The 21,747-nt window shown below is 55.6% G+C and carries 19 protein-coding genes; 12 read left to right on the forward strand and 7 right to left on the reverse strand.

Annotated features, from left to right (window positions below; all coding sequences use genetic code 11):
• Positions 1-47: 47 nt before the first annotated feature.
• Positions 48-566: a dUTP diphosphatase gene (gene dut, locus KCQ76_RS01060; protein WP_180962467.1), complete on the reverse strand. Its 519-nt coding sequence runs from the start codon at positions 564-566 to the stop codon at positions 48-50.
• A 211-nt stretch (positions 567-777) separates the two neighbouring features.
• Between dut and KCQ76_RS01065 the strand changes: the two genes are divergently transcribed.
• On the forward strand, positions 778-1,287 hold the full coding sequence (locus KCQ76_RS01065) for a DUF3093 domain-containing protein (RefSeq protein ID WP_046202239.1): 510 nt from the start codon (positions 778-780) through the stop codon (positions 1,285-1,287).
• Positions 1,288-1,454: 167 nt separating this feature from the next.
• Here the strand turns inward: KCQ76_RS01065 and KCQ76_RS01070 are convergent, their stop codons facing one another.
• Positions 1,455-1,751 carry a DUF4193 domain-containing protein gene (locus tag KCQ76_RS01070; protein ID WP_041628833.1) on the reverse strand — a complete coding sequence of 99 codons (297 nt, stop codon included), beginning with the start codon at positions 1,749-1,751 and terminating at the stop codon, positions 1,455-1,457.
• Between the two features lie 286 nt (positions 1,752-2,037).
• Positions 2,038-3,003 carry an inositol monophosphatase family protein gene (locus KCQ76_RS01075; RefSeq protein WP_052722280.1) on the reverse strand — a complete coding sequence of 322 codons (966 nt, stop codon included), beginning with the start codon at positions 3,001-3,003 and terminating at the stop codon, positions 2,038-2,040.
• A 168-nt stretch (positions 3,004-3,171) separates the two neighbouring features.
• Here KCQ76_RS01075 and ppgK point away from each other — a divergent pair, with 168 nt between their 5' ends.
• Both ppgK and KCQ76_RS01085 read left to right on the forward strand, forming a co-directional pair.
• Positions 3,172-3,927 (forward strand): polyphosphate--glucose phosphotransferase, encoded by a 756-nt coding sequence (ppgK, locus tag KCQ76_RS01080; RefSeq protein ID WP_041629341.1) that lies wholly within the window; start codon positions 3,172-3,174, stop codon positions 3,925-3,927.
• Positions 3,928-4,382: 455 nt separating this feature from the next.
• Positions 4,383-6,248 carry an RNA polymerase sigma factor gene (locus tag KCQ76_RS01085; RefSeq protein ID WP_430640115.1) on the forward strand — a complete coding sequence of 622 codons (1,866 nt, stop codon included), beginning with the start codon at positions 4,383-4,385 and terminating at the stop codon, positions 6,246-6,248.
• A 158-nt stretch (positions 6,249-6,406) separates the two neighbouring features.
• Here KCQ76_RS01085 and KCQ76_RS01090 read toward each other — a convergent pair whose 3' ends face one another.
• Both KCQ76_RS01090 and KCQ76_RS01095 read right to left on the reverse strand, forming a co-directional pair.
• Complete coding sequence (locus tag KCQ76_RS01090; protein WP_046205183.1) at positions 6,407-8,134, reverse strand: DEAD/DEAH box helicase; 1,728 nt, start codon at positions 8,132-8,134, stop codon at positions 6,407-6,409.
• Entirely contained in the window at positions 8,131-8,370 is a 240-nt protein-coding gene (locus KCQ76_RS01095; protein ID WP_012731701.1) for a DUF3039 domain-containing protein, read from the reverse strand. Before KCQ76_RS01095 ends, KCQ76_RS01090 begins: the two co-directional genes overlap by 4 nt.
• 145 nt (positions 8,371-8,515) lie before the next feature.
• Here KCQ76_RS01095 and KCQ76_RS01100 point away from each other — a divergent pair, with 145 nt between their 5' ends.
• The 5 genes from KCQ76_RS01100 (at position 8,516) to KCQ76_RS01120 (ending at position 13,441) form a co-directional block, all read left to right on the forward strand.
• Positions 8,516-8,989: a DUF3099 domain-containing protein gene (locus tag KCQ76_RS01100; RefSeq protein ID WP_052722257.1), complete on the forward strand. Its 474-nt coding sequence runs from the start codon at positions 8,516-8,518 to the stop codon at positions 8,987-8,989.
• A 170-nt stretch (positions 8,990-9,159) separates the two neighbouring features.
• Complete coding sequence (locus KCQ76_RS01105) at positions 9,160-10,761, forward strand: DUF7782 domain-containing protein (RefSeq protein WP_046202237.1); 1,602 nt, start codon at positions 9,160-9,162, stop codon at positions 10,759-10,761.
• On the forward strand, positions 10,758-11,234 hold the full coding sequence (gene dtd / locus KCQ76_RS01110) for a D-aminoacyl-tRNA deacylase (protein ID WP_046202236.1): 477 nt from the start codon (positions 10,758-10,760) through the stop codon (positions 11,232-11,234). Before KCQ76_RS01105 ends, dtd begins: the two co-directional genes overlap by 4 nt.
• Positions 11,235-11,614: 380 nt before the next feature.
• On the forward strand, positions 11,615-12,595 hold the full coding sequence (locus KCQ76_RS01115) for a sigma-70 family RNA polymerase sigma factor (protein WP_046202235.1): 981 nt from the start codon (positions 11,615-11,617) through the stop codon (positions 12,593-12,595).
• Positions 12,596-12,766: 171 nt separating this feature from the next.
• Positions 12,767-13,441: an iron-dependent transcriptional repressor DtxR gene (locus tag KCQ76_RS01120; RefSeq protein ID WP_012731706.1), complete on the forward strand. Its 675-nt coding sequence runs from the start codon at positions 12,767-12,769 to the stop codon at positions 13,439-13,441.
• 87 nt (positions 13,442-13,528) lie between these two features.
• Here the strand turns inward: KCQ76_RS01120 and KCQ76_RS01125 are convergent, their stop codons facing one another.
• Positions 13,529-14,128 carry a neocarzinostatin apoprotein domain-containing protein gene (locus KCQ76_RS01125; RefSeq protein WP_046202234.1) on the reverse strand — a complete coding sequence of 200 codons (600 nt, stop codon included), beginning with the start codon at positions 14,126-14,128 and terminating at the stop codon, positions 13,529-13,531.
• Positions 14,129-14,394: 266 nt separating this feature from the next.
• Between KCQ76_RS01125 and KCQ76_RS01130 the strand changes: the two genes are divergently transcribed.
• From KCQ76_RS01130 to KCQ76_RS01140, 3 genes are read left to right on the forward strand one after another with little or no spacing between them, the layout of a single operon-like run.
• Positions 14,395-15,567, forward strand: coding sequence for a heme/hemin ABC transporter substrate-binding protein (locus tag KCQ76_RS01130; protein WP_235428983.1), 1,173 nt, complete (start codon positions 14,395-14,397; stop codon positions 15,565-15,567).
• Entirely contained in the window at positions 15,564-16,655 is a 1,092-nt protein-coding gene (locus tag KCQ76_RS01135; protein WP_082089832.1) for a FecCD family ABC transporter permease, read from the forward strand. Before KCQ76_RS01130 ends, KCQ76_RS01135 begins: the two co-directional genes overlap by 4 nt.
• 38 nt (positions 16,656-16,693) lie before the next feature.
• On the forward strand, positions 16,694-17,461 hold the full coding sequence (locus tag KCQ76_RS01140; RefSeq protein ID WP_046202233.1) for a heme ABC transporter ATP-binding protein: 768 nt from the start codon (positions 16,694-16,696) through the stop codon (positions 17,459-17,461).
• 187 nt (positions 17,462-17,648) lie between these two features.
• Here KCQ76_RS01140 and KCQ76_RS01145 read toward each other — a convergent pair whose 3' ends face one another.
• Positions 17,649-20,105: a neocarzinostatin apoprotein domain-containing protein gene (locus tag KCQ76_RS01145; RefSeq protein ID WP_046202232.1), complete on the reverse strand. Its 2,457-nt coding sequence runs from the start codon at positions 20,103-20,105 to the stop codon at positions 17,649-17,651.
• Between the two features lie 636 nt (positions 20,106-20,741).
• Here KCQ76_RS01145 and galE point away from each other — a divergent pair.
• Entirely contained in the window at positions 20,742-21,734 is a 993-nt protein-coding gene (gene galE / locus KCQ76_RS01150) for a UDP-glucose 4-epimerase GalE (protein WP_046202231.1), read from the forward strand.
• Positions 21,735-21,747 lie beyond the last annotated feature (13 nt).

Below are 21,747 nucleotides of genomic sequence, written 5' to 3' on the forward strand. Positions count from 1 at the left end.
ACTGCTCGTATTAATTACTCGTTTTCTCTGCCTTAAACATAAGGCCTCTACTGCTGCGATCGTAGAACATGATCTGCGCCATCTGTAGCTCCAACGCCCGTAGACCCATAGCCGCCCTGGCCTCGTTCTGTCTCATCAAGATGGTCAACCTCGACGACGTCGCTCAGCACAACTTCCTGAACGACAAGCTGAGCAATCCGGTCCCCTCGTGAAATGGTGACCGCTTCATGCTGATCAAGGTTGATCAAACACACCTTGATCTCGCCGCGATAATCGGCATCGATGGTGCCCGGCGTATTGACGATTGAGAGTCCCTTTTTTAGCGCTAACCCGGACCGGGGATGAATGAGCCCCACCGTTCCCACCGGTAAACCAATTGCTATGCCCGTTCCGACCAGCTTCCGCTCACCTGGCTGGAGTACGACGTCATCGGTCGACATCAAATCAATTCCCGCGTCGCTGGGATGAGCGCGTCGCGGGAGATCAAGGCCGGTATCTAGTCGTTGTACGCGAATACTGGGTGTCTTAGTCACGTCTTTTAGACTAACCGAGCGGCGGACGAACATAGCCATTAATGTTTCCGCCAACTCATGTCACCCACTCAAGGGCATTAACGTGGCTGACGAGCTTAGGTGAAGCGATATTGCGGCTCAGACTCCCGTCATTCCTGGTCATTGCGTTGTTTATGAGCCGTCTATCCACATAAAAGCCCCGCGACGAAACATAGGGGACGACGAAACCGCGAGGGGAAATACAGGCACGCTAGACTAGGGAGCTGTGAATGAACAGCGTGATACTCCCTCACAGAAATCAACCCGCAGTGGCGACGTTCTGTACCGAGAGCGCCAGTGGATCCCGTTTTACTGGTGGGTTGCTGTTCTAGGCCTCGTTGTGCTGTTGTCCTACGAACTAGGACTCAATCGCCCCTGGTATTGGACGCTCATCGGGGCGGTCGTCTTCGGAGCGGCGGCGTTATGGTCCCTCATTTCCCTATCGGGGAACGTCATACGGGTTGAGAAAACGCCTCAGGGGGAACGCTGGCTCTATGTCGGGCCCGCTAAACTACCCGCGTCGATAATTGAACGAACACTTGCCGTTCCTGCCACAGCAAAGAGTGCGGCTATGGGACGGCAATTAGACCCGGAGGCCTATGTTGTTTCCCATGCCTGGGTGCCCGAGATGGTGATGCTGGTGCTGAATGATCCGCACGATCCGACACCCTATTGGCTCATCAGCACTAAAGACCCCGACGCACTTCTCGAAGCGCTTGATCGTCCGATCTATTAGGCGTTAACGAGAATGACGGATCACGGGCAGGAATGACCGTTATTCTCGGGAGTGTGTGGGCATGCTGAGGCGTCACCTCAGCGCCGTCGTTACAAATGAACAGTGGTAACAACGCGGTGCCACTTACGGACGTGGTGCCACTTTCGAATCTGTCAACAGTTAGAGAGCTATGCGCAATCGCGGCACACCATCGTGCCGTCATTCTCGGTATAGGCCAACCGATTCCTGTGTTGAACTAGGTAGCACACGCCACAGGTGAATTCGTCTGATTTCTTCGGCACGACATCGACCGAAATCTCTTCATTGGAATAATCGAAATCAGGCAGATCGATAGGCTCGACGATGTCGCCATCGTCGGTATCATCCACTGGTCCTTTTTTATTCTCTGCTGCTTGAAGTCCTTCAAGCGAGTCCGTGTCGAAATCTTGCCTGTCCCCACGAGGGGCGTCATAGTCCTTGGGCATGTCAAGCGACCTCCGAAATGATGAAACTGCCGGTCGGACGCGCACTTTAGACCAATTTCTTAGCATTGTCACGTCCTACGTGGCCGCCCATTATTTCACGGGTCTGCTACATCGGACTGAATCCACAAAACCGCTGTTCAGAGGTTATGTGCCGACTGGAGATTTCAAGAAGCAAGGGGGGAGTTCTGACGCCTTATACTCCCCCACACGCCGGGACTCGCCTACTCAAACGCGAGGCTGTCAGGCCATCTCACACGAAACACTAAAACTGTCGCTACTTCGTGTATTACTCAGACGGTATTGGGTCGAGTCCGCCTGCACGTGCCAATCCTTCTTTAAGCTCATCAAATAGCTCAGGATGAGCGGCCATCAGTAGCTCACCGTCACTCCCCGGGCTCGTCCTCTGTGGCACAGAAATACGTGCACCGGCTTCACGAGCAATCAGAGCACCCGCCGCGTAGTCCCACAGGTTCAACCCATGCTCGTAATGTGCATCAACACTGCCTTCTGCAACATGACATAAGTCCAGAGCAGCGGAGCCCAGCCGCCTGATATCCCGGACAGTCTCGAGCATCGCGCTCACCACTGTTCCCTGCACATGCCGTCGAGAAGCTGTATATCCAAAGCCCGTCGAAACGAGAGCGTGAGACAAATCGTGTCGACGTGATACAGAAAGCTGCTTATCAGACGCGACGACGCGGGGCTCGGTCGTCTCGTGCTCCAAGGCACCCTCCCGCAGGTAGGCACCACCATCGCGTGAGGCGAAGTACGTCAGATCGTGTGCGACATCAACAACAACCCCTGCGACGGTTTCGCCATTCACTTGCGCCGCCAAGCTCACCGCGTAAAACGGAATCCCGTACAGGAAATTGACTGTACCGTCGATCGGGTCGACGACCCACACGGTCCCCTCATCAGGGAGTTCTCCGCCCGATTCCTCGCCGAACACGGTGTCGTTGGAGCGGACCGTCGACAATAATCGCCGGACTAATTGTTCGGTCGATGTGTCGACTTCTGTCACCGGATCATTATCGGATGACTTCGTAGCTACCGAAGCGGATAGGTCAGCGATCTTTGCTCGCTGATCACGGACATGCCGTCCTGCCGCAATAGCTACTGACAGGGCCACATTAAGCTCTGAACTCGTTTCATCGGTCAACGTCGATGGGTTTGACGAGTTCGGATCTGCTAACTGTGAGTTGACGTCCGAAGGATTGTTAGTGCTTTCGGCATGGTTTTCTGGAGAAGTCATAAGAACCACGGTAACCATTTTCGCCCCTTGCTGCAGCCCAGCATCCCCGTGTTCCGCCGACGACGGCGGGTTGTGCTCCGCCATTTCCTCGGGAGAATTCCAACGACAACAGCACGATCGGCGAAATCATCCACAGTTGCCGTCGTTAAATCCGCTACTATCGAAGTTATGAATAATTACGGCTTTGGTATAGACGTCGGCGGAAGCGGAGTAAAAGGCGCAATTGTTGATCTCGATAACGGGACTTTCGTCGGAGAGCGAATCAAGATTCTTACACCAAAGCCGTCGACTCCCGACGCTGTCGCTGACACGTGCCGTCAGATCGTTGAACAGGCAGAATGGACGGGCCCTGTTGGGATCACCATTCCCGCCATTGTGAAACAACAGCAAGCTCGTAGCGCGGCAAATATCGACAAATCGTGGATTGATACCGACGTGTCGGAGCTCTTCCACCGCCATATTGGGCCAACCCGCGATATCGCTGTCCTCAATGACGCGGACGCTGCCGGAATAGCAGAGGTGGCCTACGGGAACCCTATTGCGCGGAAAGGCTCAGTCATTTTCCTGACTTTTGGTACAGGAATCGGCTCTGCCTTGCTCATTAATGGGCAACTGTATCCCAATAGTGAGTTAGGTCATTTAAACATCGATGGTAAGGAAGCTGAACGACGCGCCTCCTCGGCTGTCAAAGAGCGCAAAGACTTGTCATATAAAGAATGGGCAAAACGCGTGGACCGAGTACTTAAAGAGTACGAAAAGCTCTTTTCTCCCACGACGTTTGTGGCCGGGGGCGGAATATCACGCAAGCATGAAAAATGGATTCCACGATTGACATGCGAAACGACAGTCGTGCCCGCTGAACTTCTCAACCGAGCCGGAATTGTAGGCGCGGCGATGGCAGCGCGTGACCATATTTGCCCATAAAGTACCTACGTTTAAGGACACAGAGTCGGAGCCGCTCGACGTGGAGCGAGGTACGTAGGTTATACTGGGCGGTCGATCCAGCTCGTTGCGCACATGAGTGACTCTGGCTGCCATACACCTTCATTGCGCTCAGGCCACATCCTGGGCGTATGACGCGATCATCAATCGCCATCTCGTGGGGTCAACCCGCGGTGGCGACGCGCTATCTGGGGTAGGTGCCGGCGCTTGACATGCGGAAACAGTCAAATCTGTGCGCAGCACCAATCGAAATCTTCATCGATCAGGAAGGGCCATGTGGACAGTATCGAGCAACCCCGAGTAGTCGCATTGACGTCAATCGGGAGATCGCAAGATAGGGAGACCGCCTCTGTCGGCCAAGAACCGAGTCTTCATGGAACTCTAGGAATAACCACGGCGCGCACAAGGTTTAATGACGGTGAAGGGGCAAAGCGATAGTGGAGACAGCGAAAACAGGCATGACTGAAACACCGAAAAAGGCTGTAGCCAAAAAAGCGGCCACGAAAAAGACGGCGGCTAAGAAAACTGCTGCGAAGAAGACCGCGGCAAAGAAAGCCACAGTGAAGAAGACTGCTGCGAATAAGGTTGCCAAGAAGCAGGCCTCGGCATCATCTGCCCTCCACGAAGATACGTCGGCAGCTGCGAACGAGTCTTCTTCATCGTCCCAGGAAAAGGCTGCTCCGAAGAGGGCAACCGCGAAGAAGGGTACCAAGCGGACAGCAGCCAAAAAGTCGTCGGCAAAGAAGACCACTGCCAAGAAAACCGCGGCCAAGAAAACCGCCGCGAAAAAGACTGCCGCTAAGAAAACGGCAGCAAAGAAGACTGCGGCTAAGAAGACAACGGCGAAGAAATCTACCCCTAAGAAAGCGGCGTCGAAGAAATCAGCTGCAAAAAAGACCACGAAGACTGCCAATAAGCGGTCGCCGGCAAGCCGTAAGTCGACTAAGGACACGGCGGCCGAGAAGAATACCGACTTGATCACGTCGGATGATCAGGTTGTCGACGACCATCCTGATCAGGATGCGTCGAATGGTGCGGATACCGATCTCCATCACGATGGAGACGATTTCGAGCTGCATGATATCGATGATGACGATGACATCGATATGGATCACTCCGACCTGGATGATGACCTCGATGACGACGTCGACCACGACGATCTCGATCACGATGATGACCTCGACAGTGACGACTTAGACGATGACGCTGATCTGGACGAGGACGAGATGGACGGCGACCACTCAAGTTCGCCTATTAAGCGCACTAATGATTCGTCAACTGACGACGATGATGACGATGACGATAGCGACAATGGCAACTTCGTGTGGGACGAGGATGAGTCGGCAGCGCTTCGCCAAGCTCGGAAAGATGCTGAGCTGACTGCCTCCGCGGATTCGGTCCGCGCTTACCTGAAACAGATCGGTAAGGTTGCACTGCTTAACGCAGAGCAAGAGGTGTCCCTCGCGCAGCGTATTGAGGCTGGCTTGTACGCGAACCACAAGCTTGAGGAGCTCAAGGCGAGCAACACCAAGCTCAGCCCGGCGCAATCGCGAGACTTGCGATCAATCGCCCGTGATGGTCGCAAAGCGAAGAACCACTTGCTGGAAGCCAACCTTCGTCTTGTCGTGTCCTTGGCAAAGCGCTACACGGGCCGCGGAATGGCCTTCCTCGACCTTATTCAGGAAGGCAACTTAGGTCTGATCCGTGCCGTCGAAAAATTCGACTACACGAAGGGCTACAAGTTCTCCACGTACGCAACGTGGTGGATTCGGCAGGCCATTACTCGTGCGATGGCTGATCAAGCTCGAACAATTCGTATCCCAGTCCACATGGTGGAGGTTATTAACAAGCTTGGTCGTATCCAGCGCGAGCTTTTGCAGGACCTGGGCCGCGAACCAACACCCGAGGAATTGGCCCGCGAAATGGACATTACCGAGGACAAAGTCCTGGAAATCCAGCAGTATGCTCGCGAACCGATTTCTCTGGACCAGACGATCGGTGACGAGGGCGATAGCCAGCTCGGTGATTTCATCGAGGACTCCGAAGCAGTTGTGGCTGTTGACGCGGTCTCCTTTACCCTCCTCCAAGACCAGCTCCAGGATGTTCTCAAGACCCTGACTGAGCGCGAGGCGGGAGTTGTTCGGCTTCGCTTCGGCCTCACCGATGGGATGCCACGAACGTTGGATGAGATCGGCCAAGTCTACGGCGTGACCCGCGAGCGCATCCGCCAGATTGAGTCGAAGACGATGTCGAAGCTGCGTCACCCGTCCCGTTCGCAGGTTCTCCGGGACTACCTCGACTAGTCTTCGCAGATTAGCTTGTGCAGATTACTTTGTGTGCCCGCATCCCAATCCCACCGGATGATGCGGGCGACAACGTGTACCAAGACTCACCCGGCCGCCGCTGGTATGGGTAATACGCCGGTACAGAGAAAATACACGGCGGCTTAGCACCGCGAAGATCACCACTTGCGCAGATAATTAATTCGGCTCCGCAGCTGGTCAGCGGTGCATAACGCTGTTTGAGGCCCGCCACATGCCTGACGAACTTCATTGTGCACCTGCCCGTGCGGACGGCCGGTCCGCGCGGCAGAAATAGACACCAACGCATTCAGTTCTTTCCGTAAGCGCGGAAGATCGTCAATCACACCTCGACTGCTATCGAGGTTGTGGCGATTGTCGTCCCCCTCACCATCGCGCGGATCGTGGAACCGACGCCGTGCTTCGTCAGCCTTTTTCTTTTCCCGCTCCCGAGCCTTCAACTGCTCCTGCTGATGATTTTGCAGCAGTTGCCTCATCTGGTCCGCGTTAAGCAACCCGGGAAGCCCCAGATACTCGGCTTCCTCCTCGGATCCCGATAATGTCCCCGTGCCATAGGACGAACCGTCATAAATGAGGTGGTCGAGTTCCGCGTCCGCGCCAAGCGACTCGTACTTTTTCAAGTCATCGGGTTCGGACTCAGTTTTGTTAGCTTGGGCCACCAATTCATCATCCCAGCCTTCATTGGGCCGATGCGGTTTACCCAAAACATGGTTGCGTTCAGCCTCCATTTGGGATGCTAAATCCAACAGCACTGGGATCGATGGTAAGAAAATCGACGCTGTCTCACCAGGCACTCGGGCTCGAACGAATCGGCCAACCGCCTGCGCAAAGAATAGAGGCGTCGACGACGACGTCGCGTACACGCCGACCGCGAGCCGAGGAACATCGACGCCCTCCGACACCATGCGAACTGCAACGAGCCACCGCTCAGTGGACCGCGAAAACTCTTCGATTTTACGAGACGATCCGGGCTCGTCGGACAGAACAACAGTCACCGGTTCACCCGACAAACGCTCAAGAATCTTTGCGTAAGCACGTGCCGTCTTCGTATCTGTGGCAATAACGAGCCCTCCAGCGTCGGGAATGGCACGTCGATACTCCTTGAGACGGATATCGGCCGCACGCAGGACAGATGGGATCCACTGCCCTTTGGGGTCAAGAGCAGTTTTCCACGCTTTAGCCGTGTGCTCAGCACTGAGGGGTTCGCCTAGCCGGGCTGCAAACTCCTCCCCTGCGCTGTCACGCCACCGCGCTTCCCCGGAGTACGCCATAAATACGACGGGACGAACAACACCATCCCGCAATGCGTGGGAATACCCGTAGGTGTAATCCGCACGGGAGACCTGATGGCCGTCTCCATCCTCGATATACCGCACAAACGGGATGGGAGCATCGTCGGAACGAAACGGCGTACCCGTCAGCTCGAGGCGTTTCGCGGAATCGGAGTATGCGTAGCGGATTCCGTCGCCCCAACTCTTGGCATCCCCACCATGGTGGATCTCGTCCATGATGACCAGGGACTTTTTTCTCGTCGCCAAGGAATTGTGTTTGAACGGGTGCATCGAGACCTGGGCGTAGGTGACCACCATCCCGTCAAAAACAGGGTTGAGGGTCCCCGCCGAGTTCGTGAAGTTGGCATCCAGAGCGATCCCCATCCGCGAAGCAGCGTCGGCCCACTGATGTTTCAGGTGCTCCGTGGGAACAACCACGATGATGCGGTTGACAGCTCTCCTATCAAGAAGACGCCGAGCAAGTGTCAGCGCGAAGGTTGTTTTGCCTGCTCCCGGCGTTGCAACCGCTAGAAAATCGTCCGGATCTGCGTCAAAGTACTGCGAGAGCGCAGCTTGCTGCCATTCGCGGAGTTTCACCGTCGGCGCAGCCCCCGATAAATGCGCTCACACTCCGGGCACACCGGCGAGCCCGGCTTGGCTTGCTTTGTGACGGGAAAAGTTTCCCCACACAATGCCACCACGTAGTTACCATTCACAGCTGATTCCACTATCTGGTTTTTCTTCACGTAGTGGAAGTACTTTGGTGTGTCCGAATCAGTTGTTTGTTCTTCGGTCTTGGTGCGTTCAATCGTGGTTGTCTGCGGTGTTGTCACGGTTCAATCATGCCTTATACGTCAAGTCAGGTGGAGAGTCCCGGGCCATCCCATCTGAGGTCCGGGAATCCAGATTGCCGGTTAGGAGCTATCTACCCTACCGCTAACGCTTCGTGATCGCAGTCGAGGGGCTACGGTGGGGAGTATGTTCCACCGACGCAAGCACGTCGCACTTATTACCGACGCCCAGAGGTCGCCAGTTGAGGATTGGCACCGCAGGCGGCGTGAGTATGCCGTCTTGCAGGGATCGCGTATCCCGTTCCTCTTGCTCGCCGCGTTGGCATACATGCTGTTGCACAACCTGGTGTTGGCGGCCGTTTTTACTGTGATCTCTGTCCCCCTTCCATGGATCGCGGTCGTGATAGCTAATGCCGTGGGTGAAACACACGATCCAAGGAAGCCACAGGTGTATAAGCCTGCCGTGAATAGAGAGGCGTATTACGCTTTTAATGGTCTTGTCGACGGAGAACGCGCCCGCGAGTTAGTCGCCGGACGTGAACAGGCCACATCACGTGAATCAGATGAATCAGAGGCAGCCGCCGATTCAAGGGCAACGAGGGTGGATGTTGATCCTGTCGAGACCGAGCGGAATAACGCTGATCCTGACACGACCCTGTGATCGTCCAGCGCAGGATGCTTTACCCACGTCTCTTCACATAGGATTCTCACTTGAGATTTTTAGCCATCTGCCCGCACTTTATGTGCCCGTATGTAATCCGCTCGCACCGTTAGCGCTTCATGTGCTTTAGGTGCTTCACGTTCTGATGAAAGGTTGGAGAACAGGCCACAATGGTGAGCACGCTACCTGATATCTCCGAGCTGCCACGCTACGCCACAGCGCTCGCGAAAAGGCTGAAGGAGCTCGGTTATTCGTCGTCGGGTTTACACCGTGTCCTCGGCGATGACGGCCTAGCGGCCTTGGACCGGCACGAACCCGCCGCTGTTTCTTTCGCCTGCCATCGCTTCGAGCACCAAACCTCGGGTGAGGATGACCGTCTTCTCGCAGGCGCGGTTCGGTTACTCATCCTCCGCGAGCCACAACCGCGCGACATGTTCGTCGACACTTTCGGCGACAATTTCTTCACCGACGCTCTCTCCGCCGGCGTTATCGTCAGCGAGCCAGATACAGATCCAGAGCGTTTTCGCATTGCAATTGATATCCGCCCTCTGCGCGTCGGTCCGTCGGAAAGCTCTGACTTCCTCGTTTTTAGTGATGCCGACGCCTCGATGGTTGATCATTCGGCCGGACCCGACCATGTCGTGGGCGTGGGTGCTGCGTCGCGGTCACTTCTTCAGGCAACGGGTACGTCCCGCGTCGGCTCAGTTTTAGATTTAGGGACCGGATCCGGTGTCCAAATTATGGGCCATTGGGGACGAGCCGACTCGGTGACGGCCACGGACGTCAGCCCGCGCGCGCTCCTCTTCGCTGAAGCTACGTGCGCTGCGGCCGACGTTGTGTCGACCGCCGAGTCACGCACGAAAGTGGAGTTCAAACAGGGCTCGTGGTTCGACCCCGTCCGCAATCAGACATTCGATCGCATCATCGCGAATCCGCCTTTTGTGGTGGGTCCACCGACGTTGCGCCACGTGTATCGCGATTCTGGAATGGAGCTCGATGGCGCCACGGCTAAGCTCGTTCGCGGTATTCCGGAGCACCTGGCCGCTCATGGCCAGGCATGCGTGTTGGGCGCGTGGATTCACTCAGATGATCAGGCCTGGCAAGCGCGGATTGCGTCGTGGATTCCGGACCATGGTTATCGTGCATGGGTGTTGGAGCGTGATTGCGTCGACCCCTTGCATTATGTGGGCACGTGGATCAAGGATGAGTCTCTCGATCCCCGCAGTGAGCTCGGCCGATCGCAGTCAGAGGCGTGGATTGACTATATGGAACAGGCCGGCGTGACAGGAATCGGCATTGGTTTTATCGCGATGACTCCGATTGATCCTGAGAAAAATTCTGAGGTTGTGTGTGAGGAATTTACTCAGCCGTACACGGACCCTCTCGGCCCGGAGATTGAGGAATATTTCCGACGCTGCGCATGGCTTGATGCGCGTACTCCGGATGAGATCCTGGACAGCCGGTTTAGCGTCAGGCCCGGCCTAGCTCTGGAAGAGGTTTCTCTCGCCGAGCCGGAGGCGGACTCCACGTTTACCGACGTCGTCACGCGGATCACGCGAACCGACGGGCCACGGTTTTCCCACGAAATCGACGAGAATGTTCTCCGTATCCTTCGAGGTTTGGATCCGAATGGGTTGTCGGCGCGCGATGTGTGCGAGATTGCCGGACTCGTTACCCCTACTACTGAAGCCCAAAACCTGGCCGACCAATTTCTCCCTATTCTTGTCGACGCCATTCGCCACGGGCTTGTTCTACCTGGAGATCTTGAATGAAAGCTGTAGTCACTCGTGTTCGTTCTGCGTCCGTTGTTGTTGATGATTCAGTGGTTGGATCCATCTCGGACTCGGACGTCGGAGGGCTCCTTGTTCTCATCGGGGTAGGCACCGGAGATACCTCAGCCACTGCTCAGGCTATGGCGGAAAAGCTCGCTCGCCTTCGGATCTTTGAGGGCTCGACGCCCGAGGGGCGCCCCACCGAGGTATCCGCGTTCGACCTCGGTGCGCCGTTGCTTGTTGTGTCACAGTTCACGCTGATGGGCGATACGTCGCATGGCCGACGCCCGTCGTGGTCTGCGGCGGCGAAACCGGCCGAGGCTGAACCGATCTTCAACACGTGCGTCGAGGAGCTCCGTGACCGTGGGCTTACCGTTGATACGGGAGTTTTCGGTGCCTACATGGCGGTCGAGTCAGTCAACGATGGCCCCTTCACTGTCCTCGTCGAAATTTCGAGTGGAGATCGCTCCTAGTCGGATAATCGTCATGGAAGCCCGGGCTCACCGGCAACCCCGAATAGGGGTACGCGGGAGCGTGAGAGTTAATTCTGACGTATAGGGCGTTTACCAGCGCTTTTGTTGAGATAAATCACACTCATGTGACTTCACGCCCCGTCGCACGCGGTGTCTATCCGCCTCCAACAGTGGCCAAGAATCATGCGAAAAACTGCTTATGGAACCTTTTCACCGACCCATGCGTTGGACTAACTGAATGCGATCGTGACAGCTCGACATTCTGATTGGGCACTAATGAGGTGGCAATCGACGACAAACGTCCACATCACCACCCCGTCCCAACGGGCCGTTACATTGCACCGCTATCGCGACACCGAGCGCAGTTAAGGAGCCAGCACATGGACGAAGCGCACGTCAGTACGACAACCGAAGTTAATGGTGATCCTGGCCGGCGGGCCAACAACAATGAAAATCCTTCAGCTGATTTAGTTCGGGTTTACCTCAACGGAATTGGCCGTACCGCACTTCTTAACGCGGAAGACGAAGTCGAGCTTTCGCAACGGATTGAAGCTGGCCTCTACGCACAACATCTCCTTGAATCTGACGAGCAGTTCACTCCGTCGAAGAAGCGGGATCTCAAGGCTATTGCTAAAGACGGGCGCGCTGCGCGAGCTCACCTTTTGGAGGCCAACCTCCGACTCGTCGTCTCATTAGCGAAGCGCTACACGGGGCGCGGAATGCCGCTCCTCGACCTCATTCAAGAGGGGAACTTGGGCCTCATTCGCGCCGTCGAAAAGTTCGATTACACCAAGGGCTTTAAGTTTTCGACGTACGCAACATGGTGGATTCGACAAGCCATTACGCGCGGGATGGCCGACCAGTCCCGAACGATTCGCCTTCCTGTCCACCTTGTCGAGCAAGTGAACAAGCTCTCCCGCATTAAGCGCGAGATGTACCAGCACTTGGGCAGGGAAGCTACCAATGAGGAGCTCGCGGAAGAGTCTGGTATCGACGAATCAAAGATCGATCTTCTTCTGAAGCAGTCCCGCGACCCGGTGAGCTTGGACATGCCGGTAGGAACGGATGAAGAGGCTCCGCTGGGAGACTTCATTGAGGACTCTGAAGCGACCGACGCGGAAGAAGCCGTCGTAGCGTCTCTCCGCCACTCCGACATTAGAACCGTTTTGGCGACTTTAGAGAAAAGAGAGCAAGACGTTATTCGTCTCCGCTTTGGTCTCGACGACGGTGTCCCCCGGACTCTTGATCAGATTGGTCGCGAGTTTGGGCTCTCTCGTGAGCGGGTCCGCCAAATTGAACGTGAGGTCATGGCGAAGCTCCGAAAAGGAGAGCGTGCGGATAAGTTGCGGTCTTACGCTTAAGTGCTGAGATGCTTATCTCGCATTCTGGCTTTTAGCGTACCCACATTTATTGTCAGCGAAAGTGGGTAAAAACGCCCCGGGGAAATATTTCCCGGGGCTCTTGTGTTAAGGGTAAAGTAAAAACTAGTACCGTCGTCTTATTTATCGAACTACTTGAGAAAGGCATCCATCATGAAGGATCTCGTCGATACCACCGAGATGTATCTCCGGACTATTTATGAGTTGGATGAAGAAGGTATCACTCCCCTGCGCGCGCGCATCGCGGAGCGCTTGGAACAATCAGGCCCCACAGTCAGCCAAACGGTAGCACGCATGGAACGTGATGGGCTGCTTCGCGTCGCGGAAGACCGCCACCTTGAACTCACCGACGCCGGCCGCCAGGTTGCGATCGCGGTTATGCGTAAACACCGCTTAGCAGAGTGTTTACTGTCTACTACCCTCAAGCTTCCCAAAGAGAAAGTGCACGAAGAAGCCTGTCGTTGGGAACACGTGATGAGCGACGACGTTGAGCGTCGTCTTTATGATGTCCTCGATGCGCCGACCCACAGCCCCTTCGGTACCCCGATTCCGGGGCTTCCGCAGCTCGGGGTCAATGGCAGTGAGCCGCAGATGGAGGGTAAGCGGCTGACGGATCTTGCTCGCAATGAACTCGTCACTGCGAAGATCCTCATGTTTAACGAGGTACTCCAGTCCGATTCCGCTGTGATGGCAAATCTACGGAACGCCGGAATTGTTCCTGGTAAGAAGATTCACGCGGTCGTCAATGACCGTAATGCCACGGTCTCGGTTGGTGATGAAACAGTGGCCATTCCTGTCAGCTTGGCCCACGCTATCGTTGTCGAGTAAAAAAGCAGAAGTAGAAACCGAGCAGGGTGGTACGCCAACGAGCGCCCCACCCTACTTTCGTATCTACGGTGGAAATTCACATGCCCATCACTGGAAAGTGACCGGAATATCCGCAACATCGACAAACCCGTTGCTATGGTCACCAAAGAGTTTGATGACGCATTCTTGGGTTTTACAGTCGATCTCGTCTCCGCCAGTACTGACATTCTTCTGGTTGACGGTGATTTCTTCACTGAACGAGCCATCATCAGGAATGGCTCCGTCCTCATTTTCATTCGAGATCCACTTTTGTGCATTCGGATCCCCGTGAGCCCCCAGACAATCAGGAACATCTCCGGTTTGCTCTTTCGCACACAGGGCGAGGTAATACCCCATGTCCGGGTCGGCGTCATTAACATCTACCGTGACTTGTTGCCCGTCCCGCAGATCCTTTGCTTGCGATACTTTCATGACGACGATGTCATCGGTTCCGGTGACTTCTGTGCTTGCGCTGTCGTCAGTGTCGCTAGCTTTGGCGGACTGACCACTCGACTTGGCGGCAGACGCTGCACCGGATGATGAGTCATTCGAGCCGTTATCATTGGAACACGCAGCCATTCCGAGTGCACACCCCAAAGTGACGACGAGTGCACCAGCCCGCCTACCCATCGTTAGTGCCGGTCGAGTGGAATGAGTGTTGTGTTTCATCGCGGAGGGCTCCCTCGTAGGGTTCGTAAAGTCGTACCGTGGTTAACCTTATACAAGAAAAGTATAATCGTCGGCTAAGACAAATAACTTGGCTACCATCTGTGCATCTTAACGCACACGTCAACACCCCCTCACTGCATAAGGGTGGTGTGGCCTTTTCCTCTACCTCACCTATAGGTAAGCTAAAACCTCAACGTGGAGGCCCCAGGCTTCCAGGTTTCGTCTGTAGTTCGACTCTCCCACGATCGCTGTACTGATCGTTGTCCGTGAAAGCTGTGACCTTGCATTACCCCTCAGGTTTCTTATCGGCCGGCCGTTGTAAAGCTGGCCGCCACCCCTTCAAACCACTAACCATGCTCGTGGGCGCCATACTCGTCATTGGTTTAACCACCACCGCGTGCGACGTCCCGTCACGCGACGGGGAATCGTCGTCCAGTCAGTCGGATAATTCAGAACATCCGGTCCATGCAGAGGGGCTCGTCAATGCCTCATTGAACACGGGCGATCCCCAAATCCTCGCCCAGATTAAACCGAATCTTCCTGCGAAAACGACGTCGCAAGGCAAGGAAGTCACGGTGAAAAAGGCTGATCGCATTCTCGGCCTCGACCGATCCGGGGCTATGGCAGCATCTCTGTGGTCCATGGGCATGGGCGATAAACTCGTCGGAAGAGATATCTCTACTGATTTTCCGTCGGCTCAGAAGCTGCCCTTGGTAACACCAGGTGGTCACTCCATTAATGCCGAGGCAGTTCTCGATCTCAATCCCGACGTTATTTTCACCGACGGAACAATTGGGCCGCAATCTGTTTTCCGCCAATTGGAAAAATCTGGGATCACCGTTGTGCGTACCGATCGAGACAGAAACCTTGTTAACGCGGATAACCTCATGAAGGAGATCGGGCTTGCCTTAGGTGACCCGGATGCTGGAAACCAAGCAGCACAGAAAGTGCGGGATGGTATTGAGTCCGCCAGCAAAGCTGCTCAAGCGGAATCTGACCATCGTCGCATGATTATGCTCTACCTGCGTGGGACGAATGTTTCGATGATCGCCGGGCCGAAATCTGGGGCACCTGACCTCATCAAATCGCTCGGCGGCGTCGATGCCGGTGAGGGGCTCGGGCTAGATAAGGCCTTTACTAACCTGACATCGGAAGCATTGGTCAAGGCTGCGCCCGATACAATCATTGTGATGAAAGAAGGGCTTGAGTCCATTGGTGGCTTGGATGGCCTCCACAAGCTCCCCGGGTTTGATCAGACTCCAGCCGGAGCTCATGACAGTGTGCTAACTGTTCCCGACTCACACCTGTTGTCGTTCGGTCCTGACGCTGGCAGTGTGATCACAGCGATGGCCCAGGCCCTGTATGGCGACTCACAGTCACCATCGTCAGCTGCGCCGTCCTCAAACGCTACGCCTGAGGCCCTGGAGCGTCGATCATGATGAAACGCTCCCGCACACAGTCGTTCCATCAAACCCGAGTTGTAGCAACGGTCATTTTCTTTCCGACGATCATCGCGCTCCTGGCCATCAGCCTGGTGTGGTCAGCCACCGCCGGACAAGTGGAGACAACTCCCAGTCAAGTGTTGGGCTCGTTGCTGCACTCCATGAGAATATCCTGGTTGGACGGTCCCGATCACGCTAATGCCGAAGCCGCCTTATGGTACGTCCGATTCCCGCGAATCGTCGTCGGAGCCATTGTGGGCGCGGGCCTAGGAGTATCGGGAGTTCTTCTACAAGGCGTGTTTTCTAACCCGCTGGCTGAGCCGGGCATTATCGGTGTGTCCTCTGGAGCAGCCGTCGGGGCCTCCGCAGCCATTGCTTTGGGGGCATCGACAACCGCCGCTCACCAGGGGCTCGGCCCATGGATGGTCACGCTCGCGGCTTTCATTGCGGGCTTGTGTACTACCGCGTTTATATACTTCGCGTCCCGACGGAATGGCCGAAGCGAAGTTGTCACTCTCATTCTGACGGGTGTCGCCACCAATGCCATGGCCGGCGGTATTATCGCGTTCCTTACCTTCATTGCGGATAATGCAGCTCGCGATCAGATCGTGTTCTGGCAAATGGGTTCTATTGCGGGCTCATCGTGGACAGCCGCAGGAATCATCTGCATCGTCACTATTCCGGTCAGTCTTCTGGCCTGGACTTTGGCTAAACCGCTTGATCTTCTCTCCTTGGGTGAAAGTCAGGCACACCACCTGGGGGTCAATGTTGAGCGTCTCCGCGCGTCGATCGTCGTTATTGTCTCGCTACTTGTTGCGGTAGGCGTGGCCTTCACCGGCATCATTTCATTTGTTGGACTTGTTGTCCCTCACGCTTTACGGCTCATCGTCGGGCCCGGGCACCGCATTCTTATCCCGGCTTCCGCATTGGGCGGTGCGCTAACACTGACCATTGCCGACGTCGTCGCACGAACAGCTATTCGCGGTGCTGATCTCCCTCTAGGGATGCTGACAGCGCTTATTGGTGGTCCTGTGTTCTTCTACCTACTCCGACGCTCTCGTGGTCACTCTGGTGCATGGCGCTAGCGTCTGCGACGAAGAACGATCTGTTAGGAAGGTTCTCCATGCTATCTCTTGAGTCAGTGTCCTTACGCCGAGGTTCACGCGTCGTTCTCGATGCCGTTAATGTATCGATCGGCCAAGGAGAAGTTGTCGCCATCGTCGGGCCTAATGGTGCTGGTAAATCGACATTATTGGGCGTAGCCGCGGGCGATCTCACTCCTGATTCAGGAACAGTCTGGATCGAAGACCACAACGTATCGACGACATCTGCGCCTGATTTAGCCCGCCTGCGATCAGTATTGACGCAATCGAACACCGTCGGTTTTTCCTTTACCGCCGGCGAGACTATTGCGATGGGCCGTGCGCCCTGGGCAAAAACCGAAACTGCCGACGAAGCAGCTGAGGCGATGAATACCGCGATCGAAGAAACCGGCGTTCGCGAATTTCTTTCCCGCGAGTTTCATCACCTCTCTGGTGGCGAGAAAGCTCGAGTATCTCTCGCTCGAGTTCTTACGCAAAACACTCCGTTAATCCTCCTTGATGAACCGACGGCTGCGCTCGATATTCGTCATCAAGAAGATGTGATGAAGATTTGCCGACACCGGGCTAAGAATGGTGCCGCAGTGGGGATTGTTCTCCATGACTTATCTCTCGCCGCAGCGTGGAGTGACCGCATTATTGTGCTTGACCACGGCCAGGTTGCTGTGTCCGGGAATCCCGATGAGGTATTACAGCCCGAGTTGCTGAGCGAAATTTATGGCTGCCCCATGCAAGTTTTTCGTGGACCGGATGACTCCCCCATTGTTGTTCCGCTAAGAAAGACACAATAGGTTTCTCCCACAACCATCGCACACGGTCGGTGTTTAGCACGGCTCGTGATTGCTGTGAGCACCACTGTTGCGGCGGAGATGGCTCCGGCAGGTATAACTGAACCCCACCTCACGGTACAAACCATGAGATGGGGCTAAGTCGCAAGCTGCTGCTATCCATGGGATGATCCCATGGACGGCGGCTTAGCTATTCGTTGTCTGCACTGTCATCATTGGACGAATTCGGCTGCTGGGCTGCGGAGTTCCTCCGCTTTTCGATGCCGAATAGTGCAGCAAACACGATGGCGAGTGTGCCAAGGATGCCGATGATAGTTCCGTAAAGCCATCCGTGATCTGAGCTCGTGTTCTCGGAGTCGATGGCTTGGTCGCCGTCGGAATCTTTAGAACCCCTAGAGTTCTTGTTCTTCTTCTTGGCTTCGCGGGCTTTCTTCCGCGCTTCTTCTGCCTTCTTCTTTTCCTCAGCCTTCTTCTCGGCCGCCTTCACCGCGGACTCTTTTTCCTGCTGAGTACCGGTAACCGTAATGTCTGTCACCGTGTCTTGGCTGCGGTCCGTCGAACCGTGTGCTGCAAAGGTGAAGATAGCGCACTGGTTCTTAATGCAGTTACCGCCATCAAAGATGGGCTCGATGTTCAGCGTGGTGCTGAACGATCCGTTTGACGAAATCTGCTGTGGCCGCACCCAGTTGGTCGCTCCGAAAACAGAGGCATCCGTGAAGGAGAACTTCGATTTCTCGGCAACCCCGACATAAACGCCGTTGCCGCCAGTCTTGAAGCCTTGGCCGGTCACCGTAACAGGAGTTTTTCCGGTCGGAGAGATCGTGGTTCGTGATACCGAAACTCGCGCTCCGCTGCGTGACTGACCCGACGTGCCACTTGCGCCCGAAGCTTGGCTGAGGCCATATCCGCCGCTCGAGCTGCCCGAACCTGAGCTGCCCGAACCTGAGCCGCCACTCCGGCTAACGCCTGAGGCAACAGACTGTGCTGCCTGCTGTGCGCTTGATGCAGCAACTCCACCCGCAAAGCTAACCGGTGTGGCCGTATCTTGACTACGGTCGCTCGACCCATGTGCGGCAAAGGTGTACACCGCGCACGCATTCGTCAGGCAATTCGCGCTTCCGAATGTGGCTGACACGGGAAGATCAACAGAGAATGATCCATCAGAATTGAGGTTGCCTTTTTGATTGGAGACCCACACCGTACCGGGACCGAAGACATCAGCATTGGTCGTACTGAATTGATCCTGCTGGGCAATCCCGACATAAACACCATTGCCGCTGGTCTTGAACCCTTGACCACTAACCCGGATCGTGTCTCCGCTCGGGTTAAGGTTCTGAGTCTTCGACAATGTGACCGCCGCGCCACTCGAGGAGTGTGCCCCGGTGGGTGCCGGCGCTGACTGGGCAGGCGCTCCTCCCTGAGGAGCAGCAGAGCCCGAGTTTCCGTTGCTGGACTGCCGGTTTCCACCTGGGTTCGCTGCGGGAGCGGCCTGGCCGTTGTCATTTCCGCCCGATGCTGCCCCGTCGCCGGAGGTAGCGGGGGGCGTCACAGCTCCGTCTTCCTTCTTGGCTACCCCACCTTTGAAGGAGACAGGCGTTGCTGTGTCCTGGCTTCTATCAGAAGATCCGTGTGCAGCAAGTGTAAAGATCGAGCAGTGGTTGTCTTTACAGTTCGCGTTACCGAAGGTCGAGCTGACGGGCAAATCGATGGAGAAGGAACCATCGTCGTTCAGATTCCCCTTGCTCTTCGAGACCCACTTCGTATCGGGGCCAAAGGCGTCGGGATTAGTGGTGCTGAACTGATCATCCTGGGCGATACCTACATAAATACCAGGCCCATCAGTTTTAAACCCTTTACCTTCAACTCGAACAGTATCTCCGCTCGGATTGAGGTCAGTGGTTTTATTTACTGAGACAGTTGCTCCGCTGCTTGATGTGCTGCCCAGGGAGCCGGAGTTTGGCTGGGAATTGCCGCCATTATCCTGGCCGGAATTGCTGTTGTCGCTGCCACCATCGCCGTAGTGACCGCCCTCGGTGTCAACAGTGACCGGGCTTCCGTTACGGAAACTAATGGGTGTCCACGCGTCCTGGGAGCGGTCAAAGAGCTTCGGGAATGCGGTGAATGACGCGACATAGCACTGGGTGGTGGTGCAGTCGACGTCCCTAAACTTGGTATCGACGGTCAAGTCGGTCGTGAAATTACCCTGGTCATCGGCTTTTACCTTGACCGCTTTGCCATAAGTCTTTGGATATCCGGACGCGGGCTTTTCGATTGTCTGGGTGACGTAAATAGATTCACCAGGCTTGTAACCCTTACCCGTCGCTTTGAGAGTATCGCCGCCACTGATGTCTTTATCTTTATCGAGAGTCAGCGTCGGTGATTGGGATTGTTCATCTCCCCCACCACTATTGAGGAATCGGCCAAGATCAGGCGATCCCGGGAATCCCAAGTCATTGATCGCGTCGCTCAACGAAGACAATTCAACTGCCGACGCAGCAGGGGCAGCAGCTGAACCCATCCCAATGAGAGACACCGTTGACAAGGAGGCAACGAGGGCACGAGCCGCGGTACGACCATGCTTTTTCTTACTCGTGTTGCGTGAGCCACTGGGTGCGTGGGTCTCGGAGTGATCTCCGGTGGGAAGCATGAACTCTCCAGGTAATCGAGGGGGCATTTCGAACTCGCCCGGCGCTGCGATCACGACGATGTCCCGTTAACCGATCCGGTGTAAGGGAGGGCGTCGTTAGGGAACGCTGGTGCATCAAGAAGTAGCGTTCCATGGCTATCACTTCCCATGCTCAGTCATGCAAATGACAGCCAAGGTTACGCATCTATCCTGATATGAAGGTAAAGCTTACTTGCTATTAAGTCAATATTTTTCTGCCCTGTGCCTCCCCATTATTTCGCACTCGATCGGGCGGAAATGAAAATGATCACATAACCACGCGATTGGTGGGGCACGTGTTAACAATGTGGCGTAAAAGGCCAGTTTTCGCGCCCTTTTCTCAGCCTTTTTAGGGGGTAAGTGTTTAAAGAGTTGTCCTCTTCGTGTTGTGAGTAACATCAGCGACTTCTCAGTTTGTCGGAAGCGTGTGCCATTCATATGAGGGCTAGACTGAGGACCCACGCCACACGGCACCCGACGACGGCGACTGGCCCCGTTCCCCTGCAGTGAACGTACGCAAAGGCTTAGCCAGTGGCACGTCGCGTGAAAACTGGGTGTTCCGTAGATACAAATAAACAGACTGAGACTAACCACCACGTACGAAAGGTGAAGAACAGTATGAAGATTCTCGTAACAGGCGGCGCAGGATACGTTGGCGGCACCGTCGCTAAAGTGCTCCTTGAACAGGGACATTCCGTGACCGTTATTGACGATCTCACGACGGGCAATACTGACCTCCTTCCTGAGGGCGCGAACTTTGTCCGTAGAGATGTTCGCGATGTCGCTGCAGACGTCCTCGCTGATGAAGACTTCGATGGCGTTGCGCATTTCGCCGCCCGATCACTCGTCGGTGAATCTGTTGAGCGGCCTCAAGATTATTGGCACCACAACGTTGTGACCACATTGACGCTCCTGGACGCGATGCGCCATTCTCATGTCAGTAACTTGGTGTTCTCATCCACTGCGGCTACCTATGGAGAACCGGAGACAGTTCCTATTACTGAAGAGTTCCCCACGCGGCCGACGAACCCGTATGGTGCGACGAAGCTCGCTATCGATCACATGATCACGTCGTACGCCCACGCCTTCGGCTTGGGAGCAACATCGCTACGCTACTTCAATGTGGCCGGGGCCTACCACGGTCAAGGCGAAAACCGCCCCGTCGAAACCCACATCATTCCCATCATTCTCCAAGTAGCTCTAGGCCACCGCGATGGAGTGAAGATTTTTGGCGACGACTGGCCGACGAAGGACGGCACGTGCATCCGGGACTATATTCACGTCAAGGATCTTGCCGATGCTCACCTCCTGGCGCTTGAAACCAACAAGCCCGGTCAGCACAGGATTTACAATCTCGGATCCGGCGACGGGTATTCGGTCCGTGAAGTCATCGAGATGTGTCGAAAAGTGACTGGCCATCCGATCCCGGCGGATACTGCTCCCCGGCGGGCCGGTGACCCCGCGATTCTTGTTGCGTCCAGCGACAAGGCTCATCACGAACTGGGGTGGAATCCGACACACACTGACCTCGAGACAATTGTGTCTACAGCGTGGGACTTCGCTCAATCGCTCGGAGATCGTGCGCATTCTTTACCCAAGGCGACGTCATAGAGAGCACGCAGCT

Origin of the sequence: Corynebacterium parakroppenstedtii, assembly GCF_019754935.1 — a bacterium.
GTDB classification, from domain to species: domain Bacteria; phylum Actinomycetota; class Actinomycetes; order Mycobacteriales; family Mycobacteriaceae; genus Corynebacterium; species Corynebacterium parakroppenstedtii.

Excerpts from the sequence above, each read along its gene's own strand:
- dut (WP_180962467.1), bottom strand. The coding sequence starts at position 566 with ATGTTCGTCCGCCGCTCGGTTAGTCTAAAAGACGTGACTAAGACACCC.
- KCQ76_RS01070 (WP_041628833.1), bottom strand. The coding sequence starts at position 1,751 with ATGCCCAAGGACTATGACGCCCCTCGTGGGGACAGGCAAGATTTCGAC.
- KCQ76_RS01075 (WP_052722280.1), bottom strand. The coding sequence starts at position 3,003 with ATGACTTCTCCAGAAAACCATGCCGAAAGCACTAACAATCCTTCGGAC.
- ppgK (WP_041629341.1), top strand. The coding sequence starts at position 3,172 with ATGAATAATTACGGCTTTGGTATAGACGTCGGCGGAAGCGGAGTAAAA.
- KCQ76_RS01100 (WP_052722257.1), top strand. The coding sequence starts at position 8,516 with ATGTTCCACCGACGCAAGCACGTCGCACTTATTACCGACGCCCAGAGG.
- KCQ76_RS01105 (WP_046202237.1), top strand. The coding sequence starts at position 9,160 with ATGGTGAGCACGCTACCTGATATCTCCGAGCTGCCACGCTACGCCACA.
- dtd (WP_046202236.1), top strand. The coding sequence starts at position 10,758 with ATGAAAGCTGTAGTCACTCGTGTTCGTTCTGCGTCCGTTGTTGTTGAT.
- KCQ76_RS01115 (WP_046202235.1), top strand. The coding sequence starts at position 11,615 with ATGGACGAAGCGCACGTCAGTACGACAACCGAAGTTAATGGTGATCCT.
- KCQ76_RS01120 (WP_012731706.1), top strand. The coding sequence starts at position 12,767 with ATGAAGGATCTCGTCGATACCACCGAGATGTATCTCCGGACTATTTAT.
- KCQ76_RS01125 (WP_046202234.1), bottom strand. The coding sequence starts at position 14,128 with ATGAAACACAACACTCATTCCACTCGACCGGCACTAACGATGGGTAGG.
- KCQ76_RS01135 (WP_082089832.1), top strand. The coding sequence starts at position 15,564 with ATGATGAAACGCTCCCGCACACAGTCGTTCCATCAAACCCGAGTTGTA.
- KCQ76_RS01140 (WP_046202233.1), top strand. The coding sequence starts at position 16,694 with ATGCTATCTCTTGAGTCAGTGTCCTTACGCCGAGGTTCACGCGTCGTT.
- KCQ76_RS01145 (WP_046202232.1), bottom strand. The coding sequence starts at position 20,105 with ATGCTTCCCACCGGAGATCACTCCGAGACCCACGCACCCAGTGGCTCA.
- galE (WP_046202231.1), top strand. The coding sequence starts at position 20,742 with ATGAAGATTCTCGTAACAGGCGGCGCAGGATACGTTGGCGGCACCGTC.